The sequence below is a fragment of the Paenibacillus rhizophilus genome (assembly GCF_003854965.1).
GTDB lineage: Bacteria > Bacillota > Bacilli > Paenibacillales > Paenibacillaceae > Paenibacillus_AQ > Paenibacillus_AQ rhizophilus.
This window is the reverse complement of sequence record NZ_RQPI01000001.1, coordinates 1,065,156-1,082,552: the sequence shown is the minus strand read 5'-3', so window position 1 is coordinate 1,082,552 and position 17,397 is coordinate 1,065,156. Positions and strand designations below refer to the sequence as shown.

15 protein-coding genes, 1 pseudogene and 1 riboswitch are annotated in these 17,397 nt (G+C 51.8%); of the genes and pseudogenes, 5 read left to right on the top strand and 11 right to left on the bottom strand.

Annotated features, from left to right (window positions below):
• Window positions 1-26: 26 nt before the first annotated feature.
• The 8 genes and pseudogenes from EH198_RS05045 to EH198_RS05010 form a co-directional block, all read right to left on the bottom strand.
• Window positions 27-1,082, bottom strand: a complete 1,056-nt coding sequence (locus EH198_RS05045) for an ABC transporter substrate-binding protein (RefSeq protein ID WP_185702749.1) — start codon at window positions 1,080-1,082, stop codon at window positions 27-29.
• Window positions 1,082-1,855: an ABC transporter permease gene (locus tag EH198_RS05040; protein WP_124694405.1), complete on the bottom strand. Its 774-nt coding sequence runs from the start codon at window positions 1,853-1,855 to the stop codon at window positions 1,082-1,084. Before EH198_RS05040 ends, EH198_RS05045 begins: the two co-directional genes overlap by 1 nt.
• Window positions 1,836-2,534: an ABC transporter ATP-binding protein gene (locus tag EH198_RS05035; protein WP_342772024.1), complete on the bottom strand. Its 699-nt coding sequence runs from the start codon at window positions 2,532-2,534 to the stop codon at window positions 1,836-1,838. Before EH198_RS05035 ends, EH198_RS05040 begins: the two co-directional genes overlap by 20 nt.
• A 183-nt stretch (window positions 2,535-2,717) precedes the next feature.
• Window positions 2,718-2,821: riboswitch (TPP riboswitch) on the bottom strand.
• Window positions 2,822-2,947: 126 nt separating this feature from the next.
• Window positions 2,948-3,778 (bottom strand): annotated as a pseudogene (locus tag EH198_RS05030) (pentapeptide repeat-containing protein).
• A 121-nt stretch (window positions 3,779-3,899) separates the two neighbouring features.
• On the bottom strand, window positions 3,900-6,692 hold the full coding sequence (locus EH198_RS05025; RefSeq protein ID WP_124694403.1) for an O-antigen ligase family protein: 2,793 nt from the start codon (window positions 6,690-6,692) through the stop codon (window positions 3,900-3,902).
• A gap of 199 nt (window positions 6,693-6,891) precedes the next feature.
• The gene (locus EH198_RS05020; RefSeq protein WP_124694402.1) at window positions 6,892-7,554 is read right to left on the bottom strand and encodes an S-layer homology domain-containing protein; all 663 of its coding nucleotides are present in this window, start codon (window positions 7,552-7,554) and stop codon (window positions 6,892-6,894) included.
• 99 nt (window positions 7,555-7,653) lie between these two features.
• Window positions 7,654-8,226, bottom strand: a complete 573-nt coding sequence (locus EH198_RS05015; RefSeq protein ID WP_124694401.1) for a hypothetical protein — start codon at window positions 8,224-8,226, stop codon at window positions 7,654-7,656.
• Window positions 8,227-8,301: 75 nt separating this feature from the next.
• Window positions 8,302-9,171 (bottom strand): AraC family transcriptional regulator, encoded by an 870-nt coding sequence (locus EH198_RS05010; RefSeq protein WP_124694400.1) that lies wholly within the window; start codon window positions 9,169-9,171, stop codon window positions 8,302-8,304.
• Between the two features lie 262 nt (window positions 9,172-9,433).
• On the opposite strand from EH198_RS05010, the gene EH198_RS05005 reads away from it, so the two are divergent.
• A complete protein-coding gene (locus tag EH198_RS05005; protein ID WP_124694399.1) occupies window positions 9,434-9,907 on the top strand; it encodes a Fur family transcriptional regulator in 474 nt (157 codons plus the stop codon).
• A gap of 158 nt (window positions 9,908-10,065) precedes the next feature.
• Here EH198_RS05005 and EH198_RS05000 read toward each other — a convergent pair whose 3' ends face one another.
• Window positions 10,066-10,749 (bottom strand): TIGR00266 family protein, encoded by a 684-nt coding sequence (locus EH198_RS05000; RefSeq protein ID WP_124694398.1) that lies wholly within the window; start codon window positions 10,747-10,749, stop codon window positions 10,066-10,068.
• A 283-nt stretch (window positions 10,750-11,032) separates the two neighbouring features.
• Between EH198_RS05000 and EH198_RS04995 the strand changes: the two genes are divergently transcribed.
• The gene (locus EH198_RS04995) at window positions 11,033-11,434 is read left to right on the top strand and encodes a hypothetical protein (protein ID WP_124694397.1); all 402 of its coding nucleotides are present in this window, start codon (window positions 11,033-11,035) and stop codon (window positions 11,432-11,434) included.
• Window positions 11,435-11,606: 172 nt separating this feature from the next.
• On the opposite strand, the gene EH198_RS04990 is transcribed toward EH198_RS04995, so the two are convergent.
• Window positions 11,607-12,836 (bottom strand): MFS transporter, encoded by a 1,230-nt coding sequence (locus tag EH198_RS04990; protein ID WP_124694396.1) that lies wholly within the window; start codon window positions 12,834-12,836, stop codon window positions 11,607-11,609.
• Between the two features lie 382 nt (window positions 12,837-13,218).
• Window positions 13,219-14,052: an AraC family transcriptional regulator gene (locus tag EH198_RS04985; protein ID WP_124694395.1), complete on the bottom strand. Its 834-nt coding sequence runs from the start codon at window positions 14,050-14,052 to the stop codon at window positions 13,219-13,221.
• A gap of 349 nt (window positions 14,053-14,401) precedes the next feature.
• Between EH198_RS04985 and EH198_RS04980 the strand changes: the two genes are divergently transcribed.
• The 3 genes from EH198_RS04980 to EH198_RS04970 are packed head-to-tail and all read left to right on the top strand — an operon-like array spanning window position 14,402 to window position 17,318.
• On the top strand, window positions 14,402-15,172 hold the full coding sequence (locus tag EH198_RS04980) for a sugar phosphate isomerase/epimerase family protein (RefSeq protein ID WP_124694394.1): 771 nt from the start codon (window positions 14,402-14,404) through the stop codon (window positions 15,170-15,172).
• A complete protein-coding gene (locus EH198_RS04975; protein WP_124694393.1) occupies window positions 15,165-16,298 on the top strand; it encodes a Gfo/Idh/MocA family protein in 1,134 nt (377 codons plus the stop codon). The genes EH198_RS04980 and EH198_RS04975 overlap by 8 nt, the downstream gene beginning before the upstream one ends.
• Before the next feature lie 51 nt (window positions 16,299-16,349).
• Window positions 16,350-17,318, top strand: a complete 969-nt coding sequence (locus EH198_RS04970; RefSeq protein WP_124694392.1) for a sugar phosphate isomerase/epimerase family protein — start codon at window positions 16,350-16,352, stop codon at window positions 17,316-17,318.
• Window positions 17,319-17,397: the final 79 nt, after the last annotated feature.

The following is a 17,397-nucleotide window of genomic DNA, read 5'->3' as shown; positions in this document are numbered from 1 at the left end:
AGTTCCCCCCCTAAATTAGTATGAACCTATAAATTCACAAAAGCGTCCCCGGCCGCGATACCCGCAGGCAGCAGTCCGTTGTCTCCAAGCCACTTCAGCACTTTGTCCCAAGATTCCGGGTCCTGATACCCGAAGGGCTTATCGCCCGCGTCCATCAGCGGCAGCAGCACTTTCAGGCTCTGCGTCTCAATTTCCTTGTCCAGAGGAGCGGTCCCTTCCTCATGCGCCAGCAGGATAGACAGCGCTTCGTCAGGATGGTCTTTTACATACGCCTGGCCTTCCCGCATCGCCGCCAGAAACTTGCTGTAATCGTCTTTATGCTGACTGATTCCCTCGTCGCTGGCAACAAGCACTAGCTCGGAATAGTCGGGCACACCGTATTTCGCCGGGTCGATGGAGGTGACGGGGTGGCCTTCTTTTTGCAAAATAAGCTGCTCATGGTTGATGAACGCGCCCATAATGGCGTCGGTCTGCCCAGTGGAAATGGCCGGGATCAAGTCGTAGCCCACATCCACGAAATTAACCTTATCCGGATCTCCGCCGTCGGCCTTGACCATCGTCTTGACCATCGCCTCGTACAGCGGGATGGAAGAATACCCCACATTTTTACCAGCTAAATCCTTGGGCGTATGTACGGAACTGTCCGCAGGCACCATCAGGTGGGTCAGCGGATGACGGACAATGGAAGCCAGTGCCTTTACGGGAATCTTCTCGCCCCGGGCCATCAGCACCTGAGGCTGGTAGTTCAACGCAAGATCCACCTTGCCTGCCGCGACGAGCTTCAGCGCATCATTCGTGTCCGCCGGCATTTGAATTTCCACATCGAGTCCCTGCTTGGCGAAATAACCTTGTTCCTGAGCGGCATACAAAAAGGAATGCACGGCGTTCGGATACCAATCAAGCATAAGAGTCAGCTTATGTGCAGGTGCAAGCGGGCTGCCCGATGAAATGGGGGCTTGTGAGGGTGAGGCGGAAGACGCGGAATCGCCGGTTGGCGAAGAGGCTCCGCAAGCGGCCGTTAGCAGAAGAAGCGAGATAGCAGGCATAAGTATTAAAGCTTTAATACGGGTAAAAGATTTCATTAATAAGAACCTCTTTTCTTAAGAATATGATGCTCCAGCAGACGGACAGCCAGGAATAGTGCGATACCGAGAGCTGAGAGCAGAACAATGGCGGCGAACATTTCGGCGCTGTGCAGGCTTCCCGCCATCCGGCGGCTGTAATAACCAAGTCCGCGCGTGCCTCCGAGCCATTCGCCGATGGTCGCGCCGATCACGCAGTACACCACCGATAGTTTCAGTCCCGAGAAAAAGGAAGGAAGCGCCAGCGGAACTCCGATCTTGAATAGCAGCTGCCGACGGTTCGCACCCATGGTCAGCAGCAGCTCTTTGTAGGCGCCGCCGCTTTTGCTGAGACCGTCGTAGACACCCACGACGACCGGGAAGAACGCGGTCAGGAAGACGACGGCGACCTTGCTCCACAGGGAATAGCCGAACCACATGATAAAAATGGGGGAGAGCGCGATCAGCGGAATCGTCTGGCTGATGATAATAAAAGGGTAGAGCGCCTTTTCCAGCGTCCGGGACAGATGCATGCCGATTCCGAGCAGGATGCCGCCCGCCACCGACAGCAGGCATCCGATTGCCACTTCTTCCAGAGTGGCGGGCAGATGAGTGCCCAGCAGCAGCCCTGCGTTTAGGACGAGCGCGGTCCAGATCGAGGAGGGTGCGGGAAGGATAAAGGACGGAACGAGTCCCGAGCGCACAGCCGCTTCCCACACGACGAGAATCAACAGCAGCAGGAGAAGAAAGGCGCCGTAGCGGCGAATTTCTTCCTTAAACGGTGCGCGTTTCATACAGCCTCCGCTCCAGTTCGGCCCGCAAAGAGACAAAGCCGGGCTCGTAATTCATTTCCAGACGCCGGGGTCTCGGCAGCTCCACGTTCATCTCCTGAAGGGAGCCGCCGCTGCCGGACGGCATTAGAAAGATGCGGTCACTCAGCAGAATAGCTTCCTCCAGATCATGTGTAATGAACATAACGGTCCGCCCCAGATCCCCCCATAGCTCCAGCAGCCAGCGATGCATATCCCGCTTGGTCATGGCGTCGAGCGCGCCGAACGGCTCATCGAGCAGCATGAGCTCGCCGCCGCTCATCAGCGTCCGGAGAAAAGCGGCCCGCTGGCGCATCCCGCCGGACAGCTCATGCGGATAAGCAAGCTCATAACCGGCGAGCCCGAAACGCTTCAGCATGTCCTGCACCACAGACTTTTTGTCTTTACCGGCCCGGCCTTTGATCTCCAGCGGCAGCAGGCAGTTGTCCAGCACCGTCCGCCAGGGCAGCAGGAGGTCCTGCTGAGGCATGTAGGCTTTAAGGCCGAGCCGGTTTCCGCCGGAGCCGCTGCCGGAGCCGCGCAGCCCGATTTCTCCCGCCGTCTGTTCCAAGAGTCCGGCTATCACTTTGAACAGCGTGCTTTTGCCGCAGCCGCTGGCGCCGACGATGCTGACGAATTCGCCCTTGCGGACCGTTAACGACAGATCCGAAAATACGGGCTTCTGCTGCGGAAACGAAAAAGAAAGGCGGCGGAGAGATAAAAGTTCTTCGATAATCGATCAGCCCTCCTTAAGATGAATAAAGACCCGTCCATTTCAGGAGAGAAATGGACGGGCCTTCAAAATATCCACCGTACAAGCGCAAGGTCTGCGCGGCTTCGATTAAGTAAGCTCCAGGTTCCACTTCCCTCCGCTGGTATGATCCAGATCAGGTTCCAAGGGTCCGAAGCTCGCGGCTCCGTCTCAGTCGGATGACGCCCCTAGTGAAATTGCGGTCTTTTATTCGGTTTAGACTGTTTTTAACTATACCATATCCCAGTCGGTTCCCTCAATGTACCATTTGGGCCTGATTGACTCAAAACCGAGATGATCCTCCATTACGCGATAAATTCGGGCTATCATTTTTCAATCCAGTGATCAGGAATGCGTAAAGAAGGCGGAAGCTTGGTATTCCTGTCGCCCTTAGCCGAATTCACTTGTGCTTGAGTAAGAAAAATACTTCCTGTGAGATCGGCGCCGCTGAGGTTGGCATCCCTAAAGTCAGCGCCGATCAGATCAGTTACTCTCATGTCAGCATCTCTCAGGTCGCTTGCAATAAGCAGAGCGCCTCTTAAGTTAGCCCCTCTAAGATCGGCTCCTTTTAAATTTGCGCCTATATAGTCGTTTCTTATCCGTACTTTGGTTTTTGCTTTTGGATTTTGATTATGCCGCGGTGTAGCTTTTGCACGCACCCGTTCACTTGTTTGCAGAAGCAGATCATTAACAATCGCTCGATGGGCAGGGACGTTAAGTTCCAAAATCGAGCTTGGATCAAGATTCGTGAGATACTCCGTTTGCTCCAGAACAGCCTGTAAATCTTTGTGAATAGGCTCAGTCTCTTCAAAACTCAGCGCCTCATACAAGTAGTAAAGCATTTCATGAAACTGCTGCATAATAGGGAACAACTCAAACATTTCCTTTGCAAACGCCGGAATATCCCGCCAATCGTTTCCGGCATAGGTGATTTGGGATACCTTTTGACCTGCACCGAAGCATTCATACACGGCACAGTCTCGAAAGCCTTTTGTTCTAAGGTCTTAATGAATGCCGCAGCGGAAATCTGGCTGCAAGTTTGAACAAGGAACGCCTCCGGCTTTATCAAAGGCAAAATCGGCTGATTTGGCATAAGGCAAAGCCGCACAGCACAAACCAAAGCATTGTTCGCAATCTGCGGTTGTATAGATAGACATTTCTAACACTTCCTTAATGAATTATCGAAAGTGACGCGCTCAGCCTTCACCAAAAAGAACGCCCCCACGCTGATTGCGGAGCGTCCTTTGCATTGTATAACTCGCTTAGCCGGTCTTCAAGTTAAAGCTGCAAAGCCGCGATTTCATCAATCTTCGCCGCTTCCGCGGGATCGGCTGCAACCAGCCGGTCATAAACGGACTGATCCTGGGCGCTGTTATTCTTCTTCAGTGCAGCCAGGTACCAACGGGCTGTTTCACGATTGGTTGGATCGGTATAATCTTCGTTCAGGCCAAGCTGCAGCGTAGCCGCCGCCGTTTGCAGTTGTCCGGACATAAATTGTATTTTACCCGCATTCAGTCTTATAGCCGGAGGGACAGTAAGCGACCGTCCTTGCAGCTCTCCGGGAGACAGAGTCTTCAAATATTCCATATCCGCCAGAACCTGACTGTAGGCCTCAAACCCCATTTTGAAGCTCTCTTGCATGTTTGCCTTCCTGTTAATATCATCTTTTTGTGCGTATGCCGCCTGGCCCAGATCATAAGAACGGCTGATTATAGCACTGTACCAGTCCATCTCCCAGAGGTTTTCGCTATTTATTAGATCCGCATAATTTTCATTGAATCCAAGCTTCAAGGCAGCCTTGGCCGAGTCGCTTTCTCCTGACATAAACTGCATTTTACCTGCATTAAGCGCGATGGTTGGAGTGACGGAGAACGGACGTCCCTGCATTTGCTCCGGAGGGAGTGTCTTCAAGTGCTCTACACCGGCCAAAACATGCCTATATGCCTCCAGCCCTGTCTTGAAATACTCCTGCTCCCGGGCGCTGTCTTTTTGAGTATGGGCCTCGGCTCCCATCAACATAGCACGGCTGATCAAGGCATCCGCCCATTCAATATCCCAGACGAACTTGCCGGCGTTGTCACGGTACACCCCGAAATCAAGATCGCCTTGCCCTTTAAAGGCATAGTAAGCTGCCAACTGGACCAGTAATTGCTTGTTGTATGGCTCGTTCTTGAGGGCGGGAGTCAGCACATGCAAGGACTCTTCGAGGTACTGCCCGTTTTGAGTCTGGCTAAACACCTGCTGATCCATAGAGGACAGATACAGCGACGCCTCCGGATGGCCCGGGCGCTTATCCAAAGCTTTCACCAGCGGCGCCTTCAGCTCTTCATAGGACTGGCTGACCGCAGTCAGATTCTTGGCTTTCACAGCGGCATTGCTCGATCCGATATAGCCGATCAAGATGAACAGCAGAAATGCGGTGCCGATTCCCAGCACAGCAAAATATCCAAGACGCAGCCCCGCCGTATTCCAGTTCCGGCGCAGCGGCTTGCTGTCCATGACCGCCGCCGTCCCGGCGAGACCTATAAAGACCAGTATTCCCATGAAAGCATAGCTCATATTGAAGTCCAGCAAGCTGTGGATCAGAATCGATAAAGCGATAATCAGATAAAAGAAACCGTTGCTGAAATCGTCCTTATCCCTCTTCGCATACCCGCGAATATATTTATAGATAATATAAAAGATAAAACTCATGAACACGATAAATCCGAGAATCCCGACCTCAATCAGGTACTGCAGGAAGAAGTTATGAACCTGACGGCTGCTATAAGGGTTGTTCTGATAGTGTTCATACAGCGAAGCCCAGCCTCCTCCTCCGGCACCGAGGATCGGATGATCCTTAACCACTTTTAATGCATCTTTATAAAAAGTTATACGCTCCAGCACGCTGTGCTGTTTGAAGTTAATGTTCTCCAGACGTATCCCGATGTTCGGAGGCAGCAGGTTTCGCACGCTTGTTCCGATAAACAGGAAAGCGATCACGCCGACCAGCACTACAGAGCCGAGTGGAATCCACAGTCCGCTCCGCTTGCGCGCCTCCAGCCCCCCGAGTTTCTTGTGCAGCCAAGGTTCCGCAAAACGCTGGATGACCCAGCCCAGCACGGCAACGATCAAAGACCCACCAAGCAAGTACCCCCAGCCCTTGGAGGCGGCGGATGATGTGTATGCGGTATTCAGCTCGATGCCTAAATTGGTCACGGGTGTTGTAATTAATATCGAGACGGCTCCGGCAATTCCGAGGTGTACGATCCACAGGATTTGCTGCACTGGTTGCAGGAACAGAAGCAGCAGGATGAATGCAACGGGCAGCATGACCAGTCCGCCGCGCGACAGTGTGAGCAGAAGAGATACAATGATCGGAACCAGCATGAACCCATGCGTCAGCCGGCCATACCATTTCCGGGAGCGGACGAGCGCGAACAGGGCGACAAACAGAAAAGCCATCAGGAATGCAGCATATGTATTTGCATACTGGAAAATCGAGGTAAGCCGCAAGCCGTTGGAGTCGGTCATCACCGCACCCGAATATTTTCCCTCTCGCACGGTATCGGAGAACCAGCCTACCAGAGCGCCGGCGGATTTCCAGCTCCCCAGCCAATTCAGCAGCCCGAAGGCTACGATGAAATAGGCGATGGCGAGAATGGCGTTCTGAACGACAACATTGATTTGCCTTTGCTTCAGCAGATATAACGCAACAATGAATATTGCAGCATACATGCTCTGAATGAACATCATATTCATTGCCATATAATGCGAAACGGCGACAAACATCGACAGGATATAAGTGACAGGAAGCAATGCCGCCATTACAGTCACCAAATCCCGCTGTTCGGTCAATTTGAACTTGGTTATATCAAGGCCAATCCATACCAGGAGCATCAAGCCGCTTAGCAAAGCGGATATATACAGAGGCTTCTCGTAGTCCATATTCAAACCATTAAATAATCCTACTTGAAACGGGGCCCACCCCAAAAATAAAACAAAAGCAGAGGCCAACATCCACACCGGACCTGAAATCTTTTCTACATTTCTCGACTGCACAGCATTTTTACCGTATACGGGTTTCGACACGCTATGATCTCCTTTTCCTGTAGATATTACAATATTTTAGCATACGGATATGTTTATAGTCTTCTAATTTATGTAAAATGATAGTGATTCTGACGGCCGTAATTAAACACACTTGGCCCGTAACCTAGGTCCTCCGAACAGGAACTCTATGCTACAGGCCAAAATATTTAACAGATTCTATCGTCCATTTCCGTACGGTTTATCTATTCCCGTGTGCCTTCAAATACTCCAGCGCATTGTACAGCATCACAGCCGCTTCGGCCCGTGTCAGCTTGCTCTCCGGATTGAACTTTCCGTCCTTGTCCAGGGCGGTGATCTTGTACACAAGGGACCGCTGAATGCCTCCTTGGTGAGAAGGGTCAATCTGATCCTCGTCGTCGATGTCCACAGGAGCAAGTTTGATAAGCGGCAGATTGCCGGCTTTTTCGAGGCCTTGAACGAGCAGGGCGGTGAACTGCTGTTTGGTCATCGGTTCCTTGGGATCAAGATCCGCCGGGACGTCGACACCGTTATAATGCGCATTAATAAAAGCTTCGGCATACCATGCGTCATCGTCGACCTTGGTAAAAATATCGCTTGCCACGGGAGCCTTGATGAAATCTATGGCTGCCAGACTTAGCTGCAGGCCTCCCGATATAAGCTGGACGCCCTGAGCAACGCTCAAGACGGAACCGGGCATGAATTGCGATCCGTTTACTCCTTTCACGAGTCCGCGGTCTTTCAGGCTTTCGATCTTCTCCTTGCCCTGGACGGAACCGAGATCGGTGAATCCGCTGCCTGCGGCAAAGCCCGCGCCTCCTGCCGACAGCATCATTAATGCGCTGATTGAAAAGGCTGCCAACGCTTTCTTTGTCGATATCATATTGCTGCACCTCCTGCTGAGTACGGCATAGGAAGCCGTCATATTCCCTAAACGGGGGACGGGCCGGAAAGGTTGCGGGAAGGCAGCCCGGAAAGGTTATTAATGCAATTCGCGGAACAAAAGATTCCGGTAAGGATAAGGGGAATCGCTGTATTTGAACAGCAAAGCGATCCCCGACTCTTCAATCTTCACTGACCGCAGCCCGGGGCTGTGAACAAGTCCGCGTACCATGGCCGCGACCGCCTTGTGGTCATCCCGGCGGATGCCGCGGGCCAGAGCGGCGGCGAAATTCCGGTTAATGGCCAGCTCGCGGTACAGCGGCAGCACGGCGCGGGCAATCCGGCGGTGAACCTCCGTACTGAACGTAAACTGTACTAATCCCGGCGGGATGGTAGTGCCGTTCGTATACACCAGGGCGGGAAGCGGAAAGTCAAAGTCTACAAAATACCCGATCGCGTTCGTGCCGTATCCCTGCCTGGCCGCCAGAGGAGCCGCAAGCTTCAACAGCTTGCCCATAAGTTCAAGGTTGGCGCCGACGACCGCACGGGTCCATGCACTTGCATAGCTGCGGCTTCCGGCTATTGCCCGGTAGAACGGCAGCATGCCCCTCGCCACTTTGACCAGCACGTCTGCCGTAACGGCCCTGTCTTTCTTATTGGTTGTCTTAAGCATCCGTTAGTCCTCCTTTACAGATAGCTGTCTGCTATAAGGTATGGACTTCAGGCATACACCCGTATGGGCTATCGCTTAAATAAGCGGAATAAATATCTTGATTCTCATGTCTTCCGGAAAGGTGGAGTTCCGTACATCCGTTACTTCAAAATCAGGCCCTTCCCGGCGAACATAATTGGACTCTGGCAGCCATACGCCGTAAATGAAATCCCGTTTTTTCTGAATATGCTCCGCGGGACCGTAGGCTTTGAATTGAGCGTATTTCCCTTCAGGCAGATCGAATTTGACGTATTGGCTGTCCGGCACCTCCGCGAATTCTCCGACTTCTTCACCAACGATAAAAGAGAATCCACCGTCGTCCTGAAAGCGGCACGAAACCCCGTAGGCCATATCGGGCGCCAGTCTGTGCGGGATATGCTGATAGCGGCCGTTTCTTCCGAATTCATCGTAAAAGCCGGGGATGTCCCGGTAATGCCGGCCTTCATCTAGATTTGTCATATACTCACAACCAATGATCCGTGTGCGGTTCAATTGCACAATTGCCGGTTTGCCCATCTCGAGTTCTTCAATTTCCTTTGTCTGATAATCCACAAAGCTGATTGGAGACTGTCCGGTGAATACTGCATTTTCCTTACGGAATTTCCCGGGCGTCATCCCGGCATAGCTCTCAAACGCGCGCGTAAAAGCCTCCTGCGAATGATATTGAAAGGCCACGGCGATCGGGAGAATGCCTTCATCTGAATCCAATAGAAGTTTGGACGCTTCGGTAAGTCTGCGTTTGCGGATATACTCTTGCACGGTAAAACCCGAAATGGCGAGAAAAAGACGCTGAAAATGAAACGGGGAGAAGGAAGCTGAAGATGCGATTTCCTGAATGCCAATCTCCTGCTGCAAATGACGTTCGATATAATCCACGGCTTTCTGAATTTGCAAATAGTAATGCATGGCTGCATTCCTTTCTTCTGCTAAAGTCTAAAATCAAGATCATTATAACCGGAGTACTCACGGGATTATTGATTTGAAATGCGCTCCTTTGCTGCCGTTCCGGCGGCTTGCCTCTTTCCTTTTTGCGGTGCATTTGGTATGCTTATTATAATAATTCTTATGTAGAAAATCTTACGATTAAACATCCGGCAGTGTAACTTGATAAAGACATGCTTAGCCACATTCGATTGCGTCTTTATCAACCGGGGAGGGAGGAATGATCATGAATCCTATGGATACAATCGCCCAGCAATTTGCCGCCCATAATTACAAGCTAACCTCGCAGCGTGAAGCTATCGTCAAGGTTCTGCTCGACAACGAGAAGGACCATTTGAGCGTCGAAGAGGTGTATATGCTCGTCAAGGGGAGCTATCCTCAGCTCGGTTTGGCGACGGTATACCGTACACTGGAGCTGCTGTGCGAACTTCATATCGTCGAGAAAATGAACTTCGGCGACGGTGTCTCCCGTTACGACCTGCGCAGCGAAGGACATGATCATATGCACCATCATCTGATCTGCCAATCTTGCGGCAAGGTGGCCGAAATCAAGGACGACTGGCTTGAGGAGCTGGAGAGCAAACTGGAGAAGGAATACGGATTTGCGGTAACCGACCATCGTCTCGATTTCAAAGGGACTTACCGGATTTGCACGGGCAGCGGCTGCAAGCGGGAGAAGAACGGCCAGGCGATATCGTAATGGCGATATCGTAATTAGGTATAATCCGAAAATGCTTTAATTCGATGCTATTACTATAAGAACAAGGGAGTGTTCCGCCGGAACGGCGGAGACGCTCTCTTTTTTTATCGAGTCTATAAGTTTCGCGTGGCTCATTATCCCCGAATGCTGCGCTTATATCACTGGCTCCGGTTCGGAACGAACGAGCGGATCCAGCTCCCGAAGCTGCCGGGGTTGCGGCTCTGCACGAGGATGACGCCTTCTCCCCGGAACCGGCAGACGATTGCCTCGCCGCTGGTCAGGCTGGAGAGCCAGCCGGAAGCGGCTTTTTCAATCCGGTAGTCCATGTAATCCGGCCAGGCGACGAGATGCCCGTTGTCGATAATCATCTCTTCGCCGGGTTCCAGATTAATCGCATGAATCGCCCCGAACGAAGAAAGGAAGACCGTGCCGCGCCCGCTGATCTCCACAATGAAAAAGCCTTCGCCGGAGAAGAGGCCCCTAGCCAGATTTTGCATCTTCGTATTGACCTGAATGCCCTGGGTGCCAGCCAGAAATCCGTCTTTCTGCACGTACAGCTTGTACGACCCGTCAAGCTCAATCGCCTGGATATCTCCGATCGCCCCCGGCGAGAGCAGCACTTCGCTTTGTCCACGGACCGCGGTCAGCTCCTGAAAAAAGAATTTCTCGCCGCTCAGCATCCGGCCAAGCCCGCGCATCAAGCCGCCGTCGACGGTGCCTCTGAGCTCGACATTCGGCGACATCGCAACCATTGCGCCCATCTCCGCTTTTACGCTTTCCCCGGGATTCAATTGCACCTTCAGCATCGCAAAAGCGCCTTCATATAAAATGTCATATTTCATGATGCATACCTCCGAAACTGTTCTGGAATGATAGAATATGGCTCTTGCATAAGTATAGTACGAATCTTTCTATCGTTCTATCTGCGCCGGCGGCTGAATAGAGTAGATTATCCTCCTGCCGTTCATGTCCGAAATCCGGGACTGTGTCCAGACGAAATTATGGCCTGCGGCGGATTGACCGGCGTTTGAAAGAAGGCCTTTCCGGTTATAAAAAGGGTACATTGACCGGCTTTCACTGCTGCTAAAGGGCTACTACATTCCCACGAAGCGAGGTGCAATGATAATGAACAATAATCATGCAAGCAAACGAGTATTAACCGGATTCCGCGCCTCCGTGCTGTTAATGGCAACGGCGCTGCTGTTTGTCATATGGGGACAAGCTGCATCGGCGAATTCCACGTCGTACCCGGCACCGGGCTATTATAAATCGGCTGCAAAAGGACTGTCTGCGGCCGTCCGAAAAGAAGCGGTCGGCATTTATCAGGGACAGGCCGATTCTCATACTGTAGAGATTACGGTGTACGGCGAGCCGATTGATCTTCAGTTCGGCGAAGCGCTGGAAGCCCGAGTAGAGAAGCTGGAAGAGGGGACGAAAGTCGTCTTTACCTATACCGAGCAAAAAGTGAAAGGGGATAACGTTGTCAGATTCCGCAGACTGTTGACCATTAATGAAGCGGAAAAATGAAATGCCGTCCTGAAGAGGACGGCATCAGGCTGCCGAGAAAGTCTCGACAGCTCTTTTTATGATTAATTATTTTAATACGACACCGCGTTAATATTGTATAGTTATTTTAATAAATACGAACGGTAGGTGTCGTAAATGCCGCGTACTCTAAGTGATTTCGAAACTTTATAATCTACTCCACCACTGCAGCTTGAGCCGCACGGCTAGCATTCGCTGTGGAATCTCCTTCTTTGACAAACAGGAACAGGATGCCCCCGATTAGCAACAGTACTCCGGACAAGTAGAAACCATACTCCATCTTTCCTGTCACGTCGGCAAAATATCCGGTAATGTACGGAGCGAATATGGAAGACAGCATCCCTGCAAAGTTAAACATGCTGAACGCTCTTGCATACATATGCGACGGCGTGTTATCGGCGACGAACGAAATGAGAATCGGATCCAGCGCAAGTTTGCCGACCAATCCGTAAACGATAAGGCCAGCGATCATCAGAGAATAGTTCTCTGCATAAGGAACGACGAACTGGCATATTGCTCCAAGCACAGCGAGCAGCAAAATTAACGGTTTTTTGTTCTTCACTCGATCGGACCAATACCCGAAGAGGATTGCGCCCGGTATGGATGCCCATGGCACGAGAGAAGAAATAATGCCGGTCTGAGAGCCGGCAACGCCCCTTGCCGTCTGCAAGTAATACGGCAGCCATGTCAGCATACCGAAGAACCCGTACAGCGAGCAGAAAATTAGAATATACGTCAAAATATGATTTCGGGTGAACAGCGCCTTCATGTTCACCGGCTCGGCCTGGACAGCACTCTTCTGCGCGCGCACATCGGCACGGTCATCCTTTACAAACAAACCGATCACAATAGCGACAATAATCGTTGCAATTCCAAACAGGTAAAAGGTGAACTGCCAGTTTTTGCCGAGTGTAAAGGTAATGTAGCTGGATCCGATAAAGCCAAGTGAAATACCTATCGCCATCCCGCTGTTAATCAAGGCCGACGAAATTCCCCTAAACTTTTTTGAGATGGCATTGGAGGAGATGCCGTATACCGGACCATAATACGTACCTTCACCCAGACCGGTAACTGCACGTATCGCTAAGAAAACGATAAAGCCCGGGGCGAAGCCGCTAAGAATCGTCCCGATGCCGAACAGAATATATCCGGCCACCAGCACCTTAACCCTGCCGAAGCGATCGGCTAATATCCCTGCCGGAATTTGCATCGCCGCGTACGAGATGAAAAAGACAGTCGACATTAAGCCGAGCTCCGCTTTGGAAAGATCCCATTCTTCACCAATAACCTTCATGACAGGAGACAAAATATTGCGGTCTGCATACATAAATGTCCAGCCCAGCGCAAACAAGATGATAAGTATAATCGGATTCTTTGTTTTCATCACTTCACCGTCCTATTCCAAATTTAGTTAAATATCAATCAGTAAAAATATTTATTTTTACTTGATTATTATTTATTCAATAATAATTGAGAGATTATCTAACACAGAAGCGCGGAATTAAGATGAAAACAATTAATTGTGTGAGGAAACATCACATGCATTAGAATAGCATGTATACTTGTATACAGTCAACGCAATTTTAACAAAAAGAATTTAAAATATTAGAGGGGGTAACCCCCTCCATTTTTCTATTTTTAATAACACCTCAGTAAAAAGAAGAAACCCGAGTCTTGAAAAGACCGGGTTTCTCGACAAGCGGATGCCGTCCTGAAGAGGACGGCATCTTTTGTGCGCGATATTGTATATCCATGGTGTGTACAGTTTATATTAGCGCAGGCGCATCCTTCTCCCTGCTGTGCGTGCGGAACTGCTTCGGCGACATGCCGTAGCGTTTGCGGAATTGCCGGTGAAAGTAGGTGTAATTCACGAAACCGCAGGCTTCCGCGATATGTTCCAGCGGCATCGGACTATAGACGATCCGTTCACGGGCCATCTCCAGGCGGACTTCATTTACATATTTAACAATCGTGGTTCCGAACTCCTCCTTAAATAGATGAACGGCGCGCGAAACGGAAATGTCGACATGGGCGGCAACATCTTCAAGACGGAAGAGAAGAGCCGCATTTTCTTCCACAAACTGCTTCATCCGGTAAGCCAGATAGCCCCTCGGGGAAACGGAAGGACGGTCAATGGTGAGACGGTCGATTTCCATACACAGAATCTGCAAGTAACAGCTTGAGATTTCCGGAGAAAAATCGGACAGGCGGCGCTGCTCCAACACAATCTGTCGAAAAAGTCCGATTAATGCGTCGTTAAGCGGAATATGAATCAGCGAACTCCGCTGACGGCTGTTCCACCACCGGTCGAGCCACTCTCCCCGGCAAAAAATATGATAATCCCCGCTTTCGACGCGCGGTTCGCCCAGCGGATAATTTTCTTTGTCGATAATCAGGTTGTACGGCACGCCAGGAGCAATGAGCATCAAGCCACCGCTTTCTACATGCGTAATAGCGCCGTCTATTAAAGCGCTGCAGCAACCCTCGGTCTGAAGACGAATGAGATATTGGGGAAAGCCTTCCGCTTCCGACATCTGGAACGGTTTACGGTGAAAGGAGAATCCGGCAGTTAATATGGTACAAGGTGCGTCGCTTGGCATATGTCCTCCTGCTCATTTTAAAAGATAATCAGATTGTTCATGTTTTAATCATATTATTCATTTTATTATATACGCTTTCAGATTACGATGATACTAGTTCTAGGGCATCGAAAAATAATACCAAGAACGCGCAATTCATTAAGAATCCAGGGAGAGTTGATTGTCTAGGCGTCTAGTGCAGGAGTGGATCAAGACGTAGGAGCAGTATGCAAGAGCCCTTTTGTTCAGGTTCAATGTTTCAGATTTCCCGTCAGGGCGTCGGTCCGGGATTTGCCCGGGCGGTTCGTGGGATCGTTTGCACCATGATGTTGAAAAATGTGGATACAATAACATTCCCGGGAGTGATTACATGTTGAAGATCGGTTTGCAGCTCTACACGCTCAGAGAAGAACTGGAACGGGATTTCGAAGGCACGCTTCGGAAGGTGGCGGCACTCGGTTACAGCGGCGTCGAATTCTTTCATTATTTCGGCCGAAGCGCCGACGAGGTGAAATCGCTGCTTGAGGAGACCGGATTGACAGCCGTGGGAGCGCACCGCCCTTATGACGTTCTGCTGGAGAATGCCGATGCCGAGATTGACTACATACTAAAGATCGGCAGCCCCTATCTGATCGTGCCTTATCTCAGTGAGGAGCAGCGCTCTGACTGGAGCAAGATTGCGGCCAATCTGCGGACACTTGGAGAGAAGTGCAAGGAAAAAGGGGCCGTACTACTTTATCACAACCATGATTTTGAGCTGCGGGAAAGCAGCGGGGGCCTGACCGCATTCGACTATCTCTATAGTGAAGTGCCGCCGGAGCAGCTCCAGGTCGAAATGGATACCTGCTGGGTGCAATACGGCGGTTACGATCCCGTGCAGTATATCGGCAAGTATGCCGGCCGGCTTCCCCTGATTCATCTGAAGGATATGAAGCTGCGGGAAGACGGCTCGGCGGAGACGGTCGTGCTCGGCGAAGGAGAAGTCGATCTATCCGCCATTCTGGAGGCGGCGGAACAAGCTGGCGCCGAATGGGCGTTAGTTGAGCAGGATTACTGCAGCCGGCCGCCGATCGAAAGCGTCGCGGCAAGCATGGAATGGCTTAATACAAACTATAAACAAGGAGGCAACATTTATGTCTAAAACACTTAAAATCGCAATTATCGGCTGCGGAGGTATTGCGGGCGGCAAGCATTTGCCGAGCCTGTCTCGTCAAAAAACCGCTGAACTGGTAGCCTTCTGCGACATTATTGAAGAGCGGGCGCAGGAAGCCGCCGAGAAATACGGCGCGGAAGGCGCCAAGGTGTATACGGACTTCCGCAAGCTGCTGGAAGAAGGCGGCATCGACGTGGTGCATGTATGTACGCCGAACGACAGCCACTCGGAAATTTCGGTTGCCGCGCTGGAGGCCGACTGCCATGTAATGTGCGAGAAGCCGATGGCGAAGACAACGGCACAGGCGCAGGAAATGCTGGACGCCGCCCGCCGGACCGGCAAGAAGCTGTCCATCGCGTACCAGAACCGTTTCCGCAATGACAGCCAATATTTGAAGGAAATGTGCGAGAACGGAGAGCTGGGCGAAGTTTACTACGCCAAGGCGATTGCGCTTCGCCGGCGCGCGGTGCCGACTTGGGGCGTCTTCTTGGATGAAGAGAAGCAGGGCGGCGGACCGCTGATCGATATCGGCACCCACGCGCTCGATCTGACGCTGTGGATGATGGACAATTACAAGCCGCGCAGCGTAACAGGTTCGGTCTTCCACAAGCTAGGACACCGGAAGAACGCCGCCAATGCGTTCGGACCGTGGGACCCCGAGCAGTTCAAGGTTGAGGATTCCGCGTTCGGCTTCATCACGATGGAGAACGGCGCGACAATCGCGCTGGAATCGAGCTGGGCGCTCAACGTCGCCGAGTACGGCGAAGCGAAGACGCTGCTGTGCGGAACGGAAGCAGGCGCTGACATGACGAGCGGCCTCCGTATCAACGGCGAGAAGTCCGGCCGTCTGTACGAGACCAATATCGAGCTTACACCGGGCGGAGTCGCTTTTTATTCGGGCGGAGAAGAGAGCGAAGCGGACCGCGAAGCGCGCCTGTGGCTTGAAGCCGTAATCGAAGATAAAGAACCGCTTGTGAAACCGGAACAGGCGCTGGTCGTAACGCAAATTCTGGAGGCTATCTACGAATCCGCCCGTACCGGCAAGACGGTATATTTTGACGGAACCCGGAATATCGAAGCCCAAGATACGGCTCAAGCGGTACTGAATAAATAAATTCACTATACAATCCTTAATGATGATAAACGGAGAGGAGAAACACATTCTATGAAACTTGGCGTATTTTTGGTGCTGTTCGGAGGCCGGAAACTGGAAGACGCGCTGGATTATGTGGCGGAGAAAGGGGTTAAAGCGGTCGAAATCGGCACAGGAGGCAATCCGGGAAAAAGACATTGCGATCCGAAGCTGCTGCTTGAAGATGAGCGCGCACTGAAGGAGTTCAAGCATGCGGTGGAGTCGAGAGGACTGATCATCAGCGCGCTCAGCTGCCACGGCAACCCGCTGCATCCGCAAAAGGAGCTGGCGCAAAAGGATCACGAGGATTTCCTCAATTCCGTATTATTGGCGGAGAAGCTGGGCGTTCCGGTTGTTAATACGTTCTCCGGCTGCCCGGGAGACCATGAGGATGCGAAGTATCCGAACTGGCCGGTTGCGCCTTGGCCGAATGATTTTCAGGAAGTGCTGAAATGGCAGTGGGAAAATAAACTCATTCCTTACTGGACGGAAACGGGAGCCTTTGCCGCTGACCATGGGATCAAGATCGGCCTTGAGCTTCACGGCGGCTTCTCGGTGCATACACCGGCGACGCTGCTCCGCCTGAGAGAAGCGGCGGGCGAAGTGATCGGCGCCAATCTGGACCCGAGCCATATGTGGTGGCAGGGCATTGATCCCGTACAGGCTATCCATGTCCTGGGCCGTGAAGGAGCGATTCATCACTTCCATGCCAAGGATACGGTCATTGATCCGGTCAATGTGAACAAGTACGGTCTGACCGATATGCAAACCTATGACAACATGCTGGACCGCGCATGGCAGTTCCGCACCGTCGGCTACGGCCATGATCTGAAGACCTGGGCGGACATTGTCAGCGCGCTTCGGCTGGTCGGCTACGACTATGTCGTCAGCATCGAGCACGAGGATGGGCTGATGTCGATCAATGAAGGCTTCTCCAAAGCGGTCGATAATCTGAATCAGGTACTGATCCAGGAGCAGCTCGGCGAAATGTGGTGGCTGTAAGGACTTTGTCCTGAGCGTACCGCTTCGGACGGACGGAGGCGTATTCGAGCACACCGGGGCCGAATTGAATCGGCGTCGG

Coding starts and splice junctions, on each gene's coding strand:
- EH198_RS05045 (WP_185702749.1), bottom strand. CDS start 1,082: ATGAAATCTTTTACCCGTATTAAAGCTTTAATACTTATGCCTGCTATC.
- EH198_RS05040 (WP_124694405.1), bottom strand. CDS start 1,855: ATGAAACGCGCACCGTTTAAGGAAGAAATTCGCCGCTACGGCGCCTTT.
- EH198_RS05020 (WP_124694402.1), bottom strand. CDS start 7,554: ATGATATCGACAAAGAAAGCGTTGGCAGCCTTTTCAATCAGCGCATTA.
- EH198_RS05015 (WP_124694401.1), bottom strand. CDS start 8,226: ATGCTTAAGACAACCAATAAGAAAGACAGGGCCGTTACGGCAGACGTG.
- EH198_RS05010 (WP_124694400.1), bottom strand. CDS start 9,171: ATGCATTACTATTTGCAAATTCAGAAAGCCGTGGATTATATCGAACGT.
- EH198_RS05005 (WP_124694399.1), top strand. CDS start 9,434: ATGAATCCTATGGATACAATCGCCCAGCAATTTGCCGCCCATAATTAC.
- EH198_RS05000 (WP_124694398.1), bottom strand. CDS start 10,749: ATGAAATATGACATTTTATATGAAGGCGCTTTTGCGATGCTGAAGGTG.
- EH198_RS04995 (WP_124694397.1), top strand. CDS start 11,033: ATGAACAATAATCATGCAAGCAAACGAGTATTAACCGGATTCCGCGCC.
- EH198_RS04990 (WP_124694396.1), bottom strand. CDS start 12,836: ATGAAAACAAAGAATCCGATTATACTTATCATCTTGTTTGCGCTGGGC.
- EH198_RS04985 (WP_124694395.1), bottom strand. CDS start 14,052: ATGCCAAGCGACGCACCTTGTACCATATTAACTGCCGGATTCTCCTTT.
- EH198_RS04980 (WP_124694394.1), top strand. CDS start 14,402: ATGTTGAAGATCGGTTTGCAGCTCTACACGCTCAGAGAAGAACTGGAA.
- EH198_RS04975 (WP_124694393.1), top strand. CDS start 15,165: ATGTCTAAAACACTTAAAATCGCAATTATCGGCTGCGGAGGTATTGCG.
- EH198_RS04970 (WP_124694392.1), top strand. CDS start 16,350: ATGAAACTTGGCGTATTTTTGGTGCTGTTCGGAGGCCGGAAACTGGAA.